Source organism: Pseudomonas sp. GM78, assembly GCF_000282475.1.
GTDB lineage: Bacteria > Pseudomonadota > Gammaproteobacteria > Pseudomonadales > Pseudomonadaceae > Aquipseudomonas.
Genome location: NZ_AKJF01000056.1, coordinates 1 through 13,557 on the forward strand (window position 1 = coordinate 1; position 13,557 = coordinate 13,557).

Below are 13,557 nucleotides of genomic sequence, written 5' to 3' on the forward strand. Positions count from 1 at the left end.
AACTTCACCGGTACCGGTAATGCGCTGGCCAACACCCTCACCGGCGGGGTCGGTAACGACGTCCTCAACGGCGGTGCGGGTGCTGACCGGTTGGTGGGGGGCGCCGGCAACGACACCTATATCGTCGATGCAGCCGCAGACGTATTGGTCGAGGTGACGGGTGGCGGTACGGATACCGTGCAGACCGCGCTGGCCAGCTACACGCTGGATGCCAACGTCGAGAACCTGACCTACACCGGCGTTGGCAACTTCGTGGGTGGCGGCAACCTGGTGAACAACGTCATCACCGCCGGGGCAGGCAATGACACCCTCAATGGTGAAAACGGCGATGACATCCTCAGCGGCAACGGCGGTAACGACACGCTCAATGGTGACGCCGGTAACGACCAACTGCTGGGTGGTATTGGTATCGATACCCTGAACGGCGGCACTGGCGATGACAGCCTCGACGGCGGTGACGGCAATGATGCATTGAACGGTGGTGCAGGCGACGACACGCTGCTTGGCGGACTGGGAAGTGACAACCTGGATGGCGGTACCGGCAACGATCTGCTCCAGGGGGGCGATGGCGACGACACGCTGCTCGGTGGTGTCGGTAACGACACCTTGTTGGGTGGCATCGGCAATGACCTTCTTGATGGCGGTACTGGCAACGATACGGTCACTGGCGGCGCCGGCAACGACATCATGGATGCCGGCATCGGCAACGATATCTTCCTGTTCGCAGCAGGATTCGGTACCGATCAGATCATCAGCTTCGATGCCAACGCGGCGGGAGGCCAGGATCGGCTCGATGTCACCGCGTTCAACATCACGGCGGCGACCTTTGCCGGCAGCGTCACCATCACCGATGTCGGTGCGGATACCCTGGTCAGCATCGGAGGTGCTGACTCCATTCGCCTGGTAGGTGTGAACGACGCAACAACCATCAATGCCACAGACTTCATCCTGGCCACTTGAGGTCCTGGTCAGTAGTGTCGCAGTAAGCGTAAACAGAGGAAGGGAGGGCAGTGGATGCCCTCCCTTTTTTTATATTGCCAACCACTGTGGGAGCGAGCCTGCTCGCGATGAGCGTTAACCCGATCCACCTGCCGGAACACAAGCGCCGTAAGGCACTTGCCATTGCCCTGACGTTAACGTCAAGATGGCTCCACAGCGCCGACATATAAAATACGGCGCAGGGCGGACGACCCGGAGCGCTTGATGACGCTAATAAAAACAAACTCCCCCAAATTGCACCGTGAAGCCCGGCTGGCCCGGGAAAAACTGCACCTGGAAGGCGAAGTCCCGGACGGCGTCCTGCGCGCGGAAATCGATGCCTCCTGGCGGCGCAGCCTCAGCCATGGTGTGCATTTCAATGCCAAGCATGAGCTGGCGCTGGAATCGAGTGCCAGCGTTGACGTGTTGCTGGCGAGCAATCGCCTGCTGATCGATGCGGCGTTACCGGCGATCGATTACCTGGCCGAACGCCAGGGCAAGGAAGGGCTGATCATCCTCGCCAACTCCGACGCCACCATCCTTGCCGTCGAAGGTCGCGCCGACCGCCTCAAGGGCAGTGGCCTGCAAGACATCACCCTCGGCGCCTGCTGGAGCGAAGCCGCGCGCGGCACCAATGCCCTGGGCACGGCACTGATCGAAGCCCGGCCAACCCTGATCGATTGCGGCGAACATTACCTGGATCGCCTCAGTGATTTTTCCTGCACCTCGGTGCCGATCCGTTGCCCCCAGGGCGACATCCTCGGCGTCCTCGACCTGACCCGCGAAGGCCCGCTGGGCCGTGCCCACGACAGCACCGCGCTGCTGGCCATGGCCGTCAGCCAGATCGAGAGCCGGGTGTTCAACGCCAGCTACCCGGACGAAATCGTCCTGGCGTTCCACAGTCGCCGCCAGTACCTCGAATCACCGTGGCAGGGCCTGCTGGCGGTGAGCCTGGGCGGGCAGATCCTCGCGGTCAGCGCCCAGGCCTGTCAGTTGTTGCATGCTGAGCGTGCGGCGCTGGTGGGTCGGCGCTGCGAAGAGTTTCTCGGCGTCGATGGCCTGCAATTGCTGGCACGCCTGCACCAGGGCGGCGTCGGCAGCCTGCAGACCGCCAAAGGCGAATTTTTCTACAAGACCCTGCGCGCGCCGCAGCGAACCCTCAACGTCGGTACACCGCCACGCAGCCCGGCAAAAACCGCCAAGGCGCAACCGGACCTTGATTCCCTGGCCGGCAGCAACGCTCGGTATGCCCGTGCCCTGCGCATGGCCCGACAAGGCCTGGCCAATCAGTTGCCGGTGTTGCTGCTGGGTGAAACCGGCACCGGTAAAGAAGTCATTGCCCGCGCCCTGCACATGGCCGGCAGCCGCTGCGACAAACCTTTCGTCGCGGTCAATTGCGCGGCGATCCCCGAAGGCCTGATCGAGTCGGAACTGTTCGGATACCGTGAGGGCGCGTTCACTGGTTCGCGCCGGGGCGGGATGGTCGGACGCCTGCAGCAAGCACATGGCGGCACCTTGTTTCTCGATGAAATCGGCGACATGCCGCTGGCCCTGCAAGCCCGCCTGCTGCGCGTGCTTCAGGATCGCAAGGTCGCGCCACTGGGCGCCGGCGAAGAGCAGGACATCGACGTCGCGCTGATCTGCGCGACCCACCGCGACCTCAAGCGCCTGGTGCAGGACAAACACTTTCGCGAGGACCTGTTCTACCGGGTCAATGGCATCAGCGTGATGCTCCCGGCGCTGCGCGAGCGCGAGGATTTCAGTGCGCTGGTCGGCCGTCTGCTAACCCGGCTCGACGCACCGAACGTGGTCCTGCACGACGACTTGAACCGCTTGCTCGAGGGCTATCATTGGCCGGGCAACATCCGGCAGCTGGAGATGGTCCTGCGCACCGCACTGGCCATGCGCGAAGCGGGGGAGACCGTGCTCACCCTCGACCATTTGCCCGACAGCATGCTCGACGAGCTCAACGCCGGCGAACGGCCCCAGGCCGGCAGTATCCGGGAAAACGAACTGGAGATGATCCGCCAGTCCCTGGACAGCCACCAGGGCAACGTCTCGGCTGCCGCCGACGCCCTGGGCATCAGCCGCGCGACCCTGTATCGCAAGCTCAAGCAGTTACGCCCGTGATGCAACGCCTGATCGTGCGGCTGATCGACAGCCAGAATCCCGAGGCCCTGCAAGCCGCGTTGCGCTGGCTATACAGCTTCGTGCGCCCGCACCGCCTGGCGATTGCCGGGCTGCTGGGCCTGTCGGTCTGCGCCTCGGCGCTGGTCCTGGTGCAGCCCTGGCTGACCAAGTTACTGATCGACGATGGCCTGCTGGCGCGCAACTTCCCGATGCTGGTACTGATCGCCGGGCTGATGATCGTCGCGGGATTGCTGGGCACGGCGTTGTCCGGGATCAATCGTTATCTGCACACGCGCTTGTCCGGGCGCATGCTGTTTGCCTTGCGCGATGATCTGTATCGGCATTTGCAGACCCTGTCGCCGAGCTTCTACGGCCAGCGGCGCATCGGCGACCTGATGTCGCGACTCGATGGCGACGTGGCGGAGATCCAGCGCTTTGCCGTGGATTCATTGTTCTCGGCGGTGTCCAGCGTGATCGGCCTGGTGGTTGCCGTGGCCATGCTGCTGACGCTGTCGTGGAAGCTGTCGCTGCTGGCGCTGGTGCTGATTCCCCTCGACGTGCTCTGGCTGCGCTGGATGCGGCGCAAGGTCGAGCGCGATGTGCGGCAGTTGCGTGAACGCTCGGCTGACATGTCGTCGTTCATGGTCGAGACGCTGCCGGTGATGAAGTTCATCCAGTCCGCCGGCCAGCAACAGCGCGAGGCGCGCCGGTTGGAGAGCCTGGGCCAGGGCTACATGAGCCAGTTGCTGCGCCTGCAGGTCACCGAGTTTTTCACCCAGGCCGTGCCGGGCACGCTGACGTCGCTGTCGCGCGCGTGTGCGTTCCTGATTGGCGGATATTGGGTGGTGCAGGGCACCTGGCAGTTGGGTGCGTTGATTGCGTTTTCCACTTACCTGGGCATGGCCGTCGGGCCGGTTCAGAGTCTGCTTGGGCTGTATGTCGCGATTCAGCGCATGACCGTCAGCCTCGGACGGGTGATGGAGCTGCGCGGTGAAGAAGCGACCGTACAGACACCCGAAGCACCGAAAGCGATGCCGAGCTCTGGCGAGCTGCGTTTCGATGACGTGCACTTCAGCCATCCCGGTCGTCCGACCACCCTGCGCGGGATCGAGGCGCGGATTCCCTACGGCTTGAAAGTCGCCCTGAGCGGCGGCTCCGGGGTCGGCAAATCGACCCTGATCGATCTGCTGCAACGCCACCACGACCCGCAATCCGGGCGGGTGCTGCTGGGGGACGTGGATGTGCGTGAACTCGACCTGTTCGAGTTGCGTCGGCGCATTGCCGTGGTCAGCCAGGACATCGTGCTGTTTCGCGGCAGCCTGGCCGACAACCTGGCCTACGCCGTGCCGGACGCCAGCCGGGAAGCGATCGCCGAAGTTGCGCGACTGGCGCAACTCGACAGCCTGATCGCGACCTTGCCCGAGGGCCTCGACAGTCCGTTGGGGGAGCGCGGCCAGCAGTTGTCCGGCGGGCAGAAACAACGCATCGCCATTGCCCGCGCCTTGTTGCAGGACCCATTGATTCTGGTGCTCGACGAAGCCACCTCGGCGGTGGATGAAACCACCGAGCGTGAAGTGATCGAAGCCATCGACCGGCTGTTTGCGGGACGCACGCGCATCCTCATCAGCCATCGCCCCTCGACCCTGGCCGATGCCGATCTGCGCTTTGAATTGCTCGACGGTGTATTGATTTCGAAAACGGTGCTGCATGAAGCCTGAGTTGAGGATTGGTGTGGTGGACAGCGGCCATTCGACGGCGCAGCGGGTGCAAGTCGTCGCCGGCCGGCGTTTTTCCCTGGTGGAAGATGGCCTGGTTGAAAGCGACTTGCGTGATGATCCGCTGGGCCATGGCAGCGCGGTGATCGAAGCCATCGGCCGGCGTGCACCTTCGGCCCTGTTTTGCGTGGCACAAGTGTTCGATCGGCGCGGGGTGACCAGCGCCTTGCAGATCGCCACGGCCATCGACTGGCTGGTGGCGCAGGACGTACGCTTGATCAATCTGAGCCTGGGTTTGCGTCAGGATCGCAGCTTGTTGCGCAGCGCCTGCGCGGCGGCGGTGGAGCGGGGCGTGCTGCTGTGCGCTTCCAGCCCGGCCCAGGGCGAAGGCGTGTTTCCGGCGAATTACCCACAGGTGCTGCGGGTGACCGGCGATGCACGCTGCGCCGAACTCGAATGGTCATGGCTCGACAGTGCCCAGGCGGATTTCGCCGCGTGCGTGCATGGCACTTATCCGGGGCAGTCCGGCGCCAGTCTCGGTTGCGCGGCTTTAAGCGGGCACATCGCGGCATTTCTGGAGGCACAGCCCGAGGCGAGCAACGAGCAGATCATCGAGTATTTGCAGAAAAACGCCCGGTATCGCGGCCCGGAACGGCGTTTGGGGCCATGACCGCGATGGTAATCCTGGGCGCTGGGCCCGCGGGCGCGGCGGTAGCGCTGGGGCTGCGGCGCCTTGGTTATGCAGTCACGCTGATCAGCGAATGGCGCCGCTTTGCAGCCCTCGAAGGCGTTTCCCAACGGGTGCTTGAGGCGTTGCGTGGCGCCGGCCTGCATGAGGCGCTGGCGCAGGCGACGTTGCCCTCCCAGCGGCAAGTGAACTGGAATGGCCAGCAGCACGCGCAGAACGTCGAGTTCCTGCTCGACCGTCCGACCTTCGATCGCGGCCTGCGTGAAGCGTTGCGCCTGGCGGGCGTTGAGCTGATCGAGGGCCGGGTGTTGTCGGTTCAGGCACTCGCGAGCGGTCATCGAATCGAGATGGACGGTGGCCAGGCATTGGTTGCGGACTTTCTGGTGGAAGCCCGTGGCCGCCAGGCACCCGCCCTCGGCAAAGGCTTGCGCGGGCCGGAGACCGTCAGCCTGCTCAATCGCTGGCAAGGGGCGCCGGGCAACACCGCCAGCGCCGTGGAAAGCCTCGAGGACGGCTGGGCCTGGATGGCGCGGCGGGCCGACGGCCAGTGTTATTGGCAATGGACGGTGGATGTGGCCAGCGCCGCTCTGCCGGGCAAGGCCCAACTGCTCGAGTACTGTCGACAGCGGCGCCAGGCATCGTCGTTCGCCCAGGCGTTTTTCGGTGCCGACCCCGAGGTGGATTTGCAGCTGCACGCCCGCAGCAGCACGGCGATTCTCAGCCCGCAGGTGTGCGGTGACAACTGGATTCGGGTCGGCGATGCGGCGATGGCGGTCGATCCGTTGTCGGGCAACGGCATCTTTCAATCCCTGTCCTCGGCGCTGCAGGCACCGGCGGTGATCAATACCTTGTTGCGCAAACCCGAGCGCGCGGCGCTGGCCCGACGGTTTCATCAGCAGCGGGTGGAGCAGCTGTTTCTGCGGTTTGCGCGCATTGGCCGGGATTTTTATGCCGATGAACAGCGTTGGCTTGATCAACCGTTCTGGCAGGCGCGGCGGCAATGGCCGGATGCCGAGGTGGCTCATGCCGAGGCGGATTTCACTGCGTTGAGGATCGAGCGGGCACCGGTGCTGCGTGACGGGTTTGTCGATGAGGCGGAAGTGGTGATCACGGCGGATCAGCCGCTGGGGATCTGGCATGTGCAGGGGGTGGAGTTGGCGCCGTTGGTGCGGCGGTTGATGTGCCGTGAGCCGGCGGAGCAGGTGTTGGCGGGGCTGACGGTGGAGCAGGGGAGGATGGTCAGGAGTTGGTTGTTGGCTCAGGGGTTCAAGCCCTAAGATTTCTGGTTGTCCGGGCGGGCCCTATCGCGGGCAAGCCCGCTCCCACAGGGTTTTGTGGTGAAGCTGCAATCTACGACATCACACAAATCACTGTGGGAGCGGGCTTGCCCGCGATGGCGGTCTATTGGCCGCCGCAAATTACAGCTTGATCAACACCGACTTCAACTCGGTGTAATGCTCGATCGCCGCATACCCCATCTCGCGCCCGACCCCCGACATCTTGTAGCCACCGAAGGGCAACGCCGGGTCCAGGGCGCTGTGGCAGTTGACCCACACCGAGCCCGACTTGATCCGCGGGATCATCCGGTGCACTGCCGCCAGGTCATTGGACCAGATGCTCGCGCCCAGCCCGTAAGGGCTGTCATTGGCCATGCGCAGCGCATCGGCTTCGTCATCGAAGGGAATCGCCACCAGCACCGGGCCGAAGATTTCTTCCTGCACCAACGAATGTTTTTGATCGACGTCGACGATCACCGTCGGCTTGACGAAAAAGCCCGGCCCGAACTGCTCGCCACCGCAGGCGATGGTCGCGCCGCTTTCGCGGCCCTTCTCGATGTAGCCGTAGACCCGCGCCTGCTGGCGCGCGGAAATCAGCGGGCCCATCTCGACGCTCGGGTCCAGGCCGTTACCCAGTTTCATGGCGTTGGCGATATCGCTGATGTCCGCCACCACATTGTCGAAATGCTTGCGTTGCACATACAGGCGCGAGCCTGCACAGCAGACCTGGCCCTGGTTGAAGAAAATCGCGCTGGCGGCACCGGCGGCGGCGGTTTTCAGGTCGGCATCGGCCATGACGATGGTCGGCGATTTGCCGCCCAGTTCCAGGGTGACCCGGGTCATGGAGTCCATGGCGATCTTGCCGATCTGCTTGCCCACGGCGGTGGAGCCGGTGAAGGTCAGCTTGTCCAACAGCGGGTTTTGAGTGAGCGCGGAGCCTGCGGTGATACCGGTACCGGTGACCACGTTGAACACGCCCTCGGGGTAACCGGCCTCAAGCACCAGCTCGGCGAGTTTCAATGCCGTGAGCGGGGTTTCGTCGGCGGGTTTGAGCACCACGGTACAACCGGTGGCCAAGGCCGGGCCGAGCTTCCAGCAGGCCAGCAGCAGCGGGAAGTTCCAGGCGACGATGGCACCGACCACGCCTACCGCTTCGCGGCGGATGAAACTGTGGAACTGGTCGTTGGGCATCAGCGGCGCCGAGACATCGACCGTGGAGCCTTCGATCTTGGTCGCCCAACCGGCCATGTAGCGCAGGAAGTCGATGGACAGCTGCACGTCCATCACTTGCGCCACGGCGGCGCTTTTGCCGTTGTTCAGGCATTCCAGCTGCGCCAGCAGTTCGGCGTCGCGCTGCATCAGGTCGGCAAGTTTCCACAACAGGTTCTGCCGCTCACGGGGACGGGTGCGGGTCCAGGTCGAATCATCGAACGCCTGGCGGGCGGCCAGTACCGCGCGGTCGACATCTTCCGGTGTGGCCCGTGGCACCACGCACAGCACTTCGCCCGTGGCGGGGTTGTGCAGGGGCATGGTCTGGCCGTCGGCGGCCTCGACCCAGTCGCCACCGATGAGCATGCGCGGGGCGCGCTGGATAAATGCCGAAGTGGCGGGAAGCAGGTTGGGAAGCGACATGATGAAACCTCGTCTTGTTCGTGTGGCGAGGTCTTTCGCAATGGCTGTGCCAGAAGCGGTTTTTTGCGGCGAGGGCTTGATTCGACGGGTTTGGCGGCCCTTTTCCTAATCGCAATGACATCGACAAACGTCGCAATTTGCGACGGCGTGAGACATCCGCAACACCCCCTCTGTAGGAGCGAGGCTTGCCCGCGAAGAACGATAACGCGGTTCTACTGATAAACCGCGGTGACTGCTTCGCGGGCAAGCCTCGCTCCTACAGAGGTCTATGCTGTCTCAGGTTGCAACAGTTGTCGCGAAATTAAACGTGGAATGCCGTTAACGTTTACGTCAAAACCCCGGTAATTACCCGCAACCCATTGATTCAACGAAATGTTCTTAAGCTGGCACGCTCCGTGTATTGCTCATCGCAGACGTTTCTCCTGCCTCCGTCAGCGGCTTGCCGCCGGCGGCAGAAACCCAAAAAACGATAAGCCACAAAAATAAGAAAGCACCGTGCGAGGTTCGACGTTGATGAAGAGAAAACTCCGTTCAGGTATGAGCGCCAGTCTGCTGGCCATCGCAGCTTGCGTGGCCCTGCATTCGCCTCACAGCCTGGCAGCCCGCGACGCCCAGACCATCCTCAAGGAAACCTGTCAGGGCTGTCATACCCCCGAAGCCGATAACGCCCTGAGCCGCATTAGCCACCAGCGTAAAACGCCGGAAGGTTGGCTGATGAGCATTGCGCGTATGCAGACCATGCACGGTTTGCAGATCAGCGATGAAGACCGCCGCACGCTGGTCAAGTACCTGGCCGACACCCAGGGCCTGGCGCCAAGCGAAACCGACGGCGTGCGCTACGCCATGGAGCGCCGACTCAATACCGTCGAAAAATTCGACGACCAGACCAGCCAGATGTGCGGCCGCTGCCACTCCGGTGCGCGGGTTGCCCTGCAACGGCGTCCGGCCCAGGAGTGGGAACGCTTGGTGAACTTCCACCTCGGCCAATGGCCGTCGCTGGAATACCAGGCACTGTCCCGCGACCGCGACTGGTTCGACCTGGCGCGCAAAGAGATGGTGCCGCTGTTGGCCAAGCGCTATCCACTGGACAACCCGGCCTGGAAAAAGTGGCTGAGCACCGCGCCGAAAAGCGAGGCACTGGTGGGTGACTGGAGCTTCAGCGGTCACTTGCCGGGCAAAGGCGAACTGGCTGGTGTGATGAGCGTAAGCGCCGACGGCAGCGACACCTTCAAGGTCAGCGTCAAAGGCCAATACGCCGATGGCACGTCGTTCAACGGCGACGGCAGCGCGATTCTCTATACGGGCTACGAATGGCGCGGCAATGTCAGCATCGACGGCGTGACCATGCGCCAGGTGTTCGCCGCCCAAGGCAACGCGATGCAGGGCCGGATGTTCGAGGCCGAGCACGATGAACGTGGCCTGGACTTCGTCGCCGCCAAGCAGGGCTCCCAGCGTTTGCTGGCAGTGCAGCCGGGTTATGTGAAGGCCGGCAGCGAAAGCGAAGTCACCCTGATCGGCAGCGGCCTGAGCGGTAAGCCGAACTTTGGCAAAGGCGTGGAAGTGCTCGAAGTCGTCGAGCAGAGCCCGGAGCGTATCAAGGTCAAGCTCAAGGCCGCCGCCAATGCCCAGCCGGGCTTGCACGCGGTCACCGTCGGCACGCTAAAAGGCCCGAGCCTGTCGGTCTACAGCAAGATCGACCAGGTCAAGGTCGTGCCGGAATTCTCGGTGGCGCGGATCGGCGAGGGCGGTGGTTCGACACCGAAAGTCCAGGGCCGTTTCGATGCCGAAGCCTGGGGCAAGGGCGCTGACGGCAAGCCGTATCGCATCGGCGTGTTCCCGGCGCAGTGGAAGGTCGAGGCCTTCGATGACCGTGCCAAGGAAGATGAAGACGTCAAGTTCGCCGGCACCATGCAGGCCGACGCGGGCGTGTTCACCCCGGGCGATGCCGGGCCGAACCCGGCGCGCAAAATGTCCACCAACAATGCCGGCAACCTCAAGGTGATCGCCGCCGTCGACGACGCAGGGAAATCCCTGACCGGCGAAGGCCACATGATCGTGACCGTGCAACGCTGGAACAATCCACCCATTCCATGAGTTGGCTGACCGTTGATCGCATCAGACACTTTTCGGAATGACCGCACGCCCCGCACAACGGGGCCTGCACAGGAGGTTGGCAATGGGCGCTATCTTGAATCTGGTCGAACGCAACCTGCATGAAGTGCAGGTCGATGCTGACCGCATGCTGTTTCACATCCCCAGCAGTTCGCTGTTCGCCAGCGATGAATTGACGGGCACCATCATCGATACCTTGCGCGGCCCGGGCTGTTCGTCGGACGACCTGATCCAGCGCCTCGCCGCGCGTTTCAACGGCGAGGAAATCACCGAGACCCTGCGCGAGCTGATGGCCCTGGAACTGGTCAGCGACGGCTCGCCGCTGACTCCGGACATCGCCACCAAACGCGTCGAGCGCACGGCGATCAATACCGTGGTGCTCAACGTCAACACCGGCTGCAACCTGAGCTGCACCTACTGCTACAAGGAAGACCTCGACAAGCCGTCGGCCGGCAAGAAAATGGATGTCGAGACGGCGATCGCTTCGGTGGAAATGCTGTTGCGCGAATCCCCGGACGAAGAGCGTTTCACCGTGGTGTTCTTCGGCGGCGAACCGCTGAGCAACCGCAAGCTGATCGAGTACATGGTCGACTACTGCGAGAAGCGTTTTCGCGAGGCCGGCAAGTTCGTCGAATTCGTCATGACCACCAACGCTACGCTGCTCACCGAAGAGACCGTGGACTACCTCAACGCCCACCGCTTTGGCTTGTCAGTGAGCATCGACGGGCCGAAAACCGTGCACGACCGCAACCGCATCACCGTGGGCGGGCAGGGCACCTACGACGTGGTGCGGCGCAAGGCCGAGATGCTGCTGTCGCGCTACAACAGCCGTCCGGTGGGCGCGCGGGTGACCCTGACCACCGGCGTCACCGACGTCGAAACCATCTGGGATCACCTGTTCAACGAACTGGGCTTCGCCGAAGTCGGCTTTGCCCCGGTGACCTCCGGCGACATCAGCAGCTTCAACCTCACCAGCGATGAACTGGTGCAGGTGTTCGCCAACATGAAGGCCCTCGGTCGGCGCTATCTGGAAGCCGCGCTGGAGCACCGCAACATCGGTTTCTCCAACCTGCACCAACTGATCACCGACATCCACGAAGGCCACAAGAAAGCCCTGCCCTGTGGCGCGGGCCTGAAGATGCTGGCAGTGGATCACAAAGGCGAGCTGAACCTGTGCCACCGCTTCACCGGTTCGAGCCTGCCGACCTTCGGCAACGTGCACAGCGGCGTGAAACAGGTGGAGTTGAACGACTTCCTGTCCCAGCGCCTGGACCGCACCAACACCGGTTGCGAAGACTGCCAGATCCGCAACCTGTGCTCCGGCGGCTGCTACCACGAGAGCTACGCCCGCTACGGCGACCCGACCCACCCGACCTATCACTACTGCGAACTGATGCGTGACTGGGTCGACTTCGGCATCGAGGTCTACACCCGGATCATGGCCAATAACCCTGCGTTCATCAGCAGCTACATCACTCCGCGCAAGGCTCACTGACATGAAACATCTCAAGGCAATCAATAACAAAGCGTTGAAGCTGGATCAGGCCGCGGATGAAAACCGCATTGAAGAAGTGGTCGCCATGAGCTCCGTGGCGGGCTGTGCCTCGACCACCGACCCGGGCTGGGAAATCGATGCGTTTGGCGGTGTGTCGTCGCTGTGCCAGCCGATGGAAGCCGACCTGTATGGCTGCTCCGATCCGTGCTGGTGGCCGGCCCAGGTGCCGGACATGATGAGCACCTACCCGGACTGGAACAAGGATGCCCAGGCGTCCAACGACAACTGGCGAAACCTTGGCACTGTCTTCCCGAAAGACAAGTGATCGAATAACAAGAAGGATTCCAGCATGCACAGCATCAAAGCCTGCGGCCTGGCCGCGTTCGCCGTCCTGAGTACGTTTTCGCTCGCTGTTCTGGCCGATGAAAACACCGCGCTGCAAGACGGTCACGAATACATGTTGACCACCAATTACCCGAACAACCTGCACGTGATCGACCTGGCCACCGACACCTTGTACAAGACCTGCAAGATGCCCGACGCCTTCGGCCCTGGCAGCGTGCAATTGTCGCCGGACCGCAAGACCGCCTACGTGCTGAACAACCATTACGCGGATGTCTATGGCGTCGAGCTGGACAGCTGCAAGCAGGTGTTCCACGCCAGCATCACCCAGAAACCGGGCGAGAAAGCCAAGTCCATGTTCGCCTTCACCGTCAGCCATGACGGCGCGGAGTTGTACACCATCGCTAACCCCACGCTGATGATGAACGATCGCTACGAGGTGCAGCAGCCCCGGCTCGACGTGTACAAGACCGACGCCGGCATGGACGCCAAGCCGGTGCGCAGTTTCCCGGCGCCGCGCCAGTTGACCATCATGCAGAGCGGGGACGACGGCACGCTGTACGTGGCCGGGGCGGATATCTACAAGGTCAATGTGCAAACCGGCAAGTTCGACGTGCTGATCCCCAGCCGTCACTGGAAACGCCCGAACTACAGCGCGCCGGACGTACTCTACGTGTGGAACCAGCAGACCTATCGGCATGATTTCTCGCTGCTCTACACCGCGGCGAAATTCAAGGACAAGAAACAGGACCCGGCCACCGCCGAATACCTGTACGGCCTGTTCAGTGTCGACCTGAAGACCGGCAAGACCGAAACCACCGACTTCGGCCCCCTGACGGAGATCTACTTCAGCGGCATGCGCTCGCCCAAAGACCCGAACCTGATGTTTGGCGTGCTCAACCGCCTGGCCAAGTACGACATCAAGGAGAAGAAAATGCTCCAGGCGGCGACGCTCGATCACTCCTACTACTGCATTTCCTTCAACAAGGACGGCAGCAAGATCTACTTGGCCGGCACCTTCAACGATGTGGCGATCTTCGATGCCGACAGCTTGAAGCAGGTGGGCAACATCAAGTTGCCGGGTGGGGATATGGCGATTACGACGGCGCAGATTTTTGTGCGGTAATTGCGGCGCCTGAACTGACGCTATCGCGAGCAGGCTCACTCCTACAGTGGATTTTCGGTGAA

At 62.9% G+C, this 13,557-nt stretch carries 10 protein-coding genes; 9 read left to right on the top strand and 1 reads right to left on the bottom strand.

All coding sequences use genetic code 11. From position 1 onward, the window contains the following. The 5 genes from PMI35_RS25990 to qhpG all read left to right on the top strand — a co-directional run. On the top strand, positions 1-960 hold a 960-nt coding region (locus PMI35_RS25990), incomplete at its 5' end, for a calcium-binding protein (RefSeq protein ID WP_008056138.1). A gap of 243 nt (positions 961-1,203) precedes the next feature. After that, positions 1,204-3,108 carry a sigma-54-dependent Fis family transcriptional regulator gene (locus PMI35_RS25985; protein WP_008056139.1) on the top strand — a complete coding sequence of 635 codons (1,905 nt, stop codon included), beginning with the start codon at positions 1,204-1,206 and terminating at the stop codon, positions 3,106-3,108. Next, positions 3,108-4,826 carry an ABC transporter ATP-binding protein gene (locus PMI35_RS25980; protein WP_008056140.1) on the top strand — a complete coding sequence of 573 codons (1,719 nt, stop codon included), beginning with the start codon at positions 3,108-3,110 and terminating at the stop codon, positions 4,824-4,826. The genes PMI35_RS25985 and PMI35_RS25980 overlap by 1 nt, the downstream gene beginning before the upstream one ends. Next, positions 4,816-5,493: a subtilisin-like serine protease QhpE gene (gene qhpE, locus PMI35_RS25975; protein WP_032831428.1), complete on the top strand. Its 678-nt coding sequence runs from the start codon at positions 4,816-4,818 to the stop codon at positions 5,491-5,493. The genes PMI35_RS25980 and qhpE overlap by 11 nt, the downstream gene beginning before the upstream one ends. Further along, the gene (gene qhpG, locus PMI35_RS25970) at positions 5,490-6,788 is read left to right on the top strand and encodes a flavin-dependent monooxygenase QhpG (protein ID WP_008056142.1); all 1,299 of its coding nucleotides are present in this window, start codon (positions 5,490-5,492) and stop codon (positions 6,786-6,788) included. The genes qhpE and qhpG overlap by 4 nt, the downstream gene beginning before the upstream one ends. Before the next feature lie 141 nt (positions 6,789-6,929). Here the strand turns inward: qhpG and PMI35_RS25965 are convergent, their stop codons facing one another. Further along, a complete protein-coding gene (locus tag PMI35_RS25965) occupies positions 6,930-8,420 on the bottom strand; it encodes an aldehyde dehydrogenase family protein (protein ID WP_008056145.1) in 1,491 nt (496 codons plus the stop codon). A gap of 513 nt (positions 8,421-8,933) precedes the next feature. Here PMI35_RS25965 and peaA point away from each other — a divergent pair. The 4 genes from peaA to peaD all read left to right on the top strand — a co-directional run bounded on the left by peaA (position 8,934) and on the right by peaD (position 13,495). After that, positions 8,934-10,514 carry a quinohemoprotein amine dehydrogenase subunit alpha gene (gene peaA, locus PMI35_RS25960; protein ID WP_008056151.1) on the top strand — a complete coding sequence of 527 codons (1,581 nt, stop codon included), beginning with the start codon at positions 8,934-8,936 and terminating at the stop codon, positions 10,512-10,514. Between the two features lie 82 nt (positions 10,515-10,596). Next, complete coding sequence (gene peaB, locus PMI35_RS25955) at positions 10,597-12,027, top strand: quinohemoprotein amine dehydrogenase maturation protein (RefSeq protein ID WP_008056152.1); 1,431 nt, start codon at positions 10,597-10,599, stop codon at positions 12,025-12,027. Position 12,028: 1 nt separating this feature from the next. Continuing rightward, positions 12,029-12,352 carry a quinohemoprotein amine dehydrogenase subunit gamma gene (gene qhpC / locus PMI35_RS25950; protein WP_008016081.1) on the top strand — a complete coding sequence of 108 codons (324 nt, stop codon included), beginning with the start codon at positions 12,029-12,031 and terminating at the stop codon, positions 12,350-12,352. Between the two features lie 24 nt (positions 12,353-12,376). Then, positions 12,377-13,495 carry a quinohemoprotein amine dehydrogenase subunit beta gene (gene peaD / locus PMI35_RS25945; protein WP_008056153.1) on the top strand — a complete coding sequence of 373 codons (1,119 nt, stop codon included), beginning with the start codon at positions 12,377-12,379 and terminating at the stop codon, positions 13,493-13,495. The last annotated feature ends 62 nt before the right edge of the window (positions 13,496-13,557 follow it).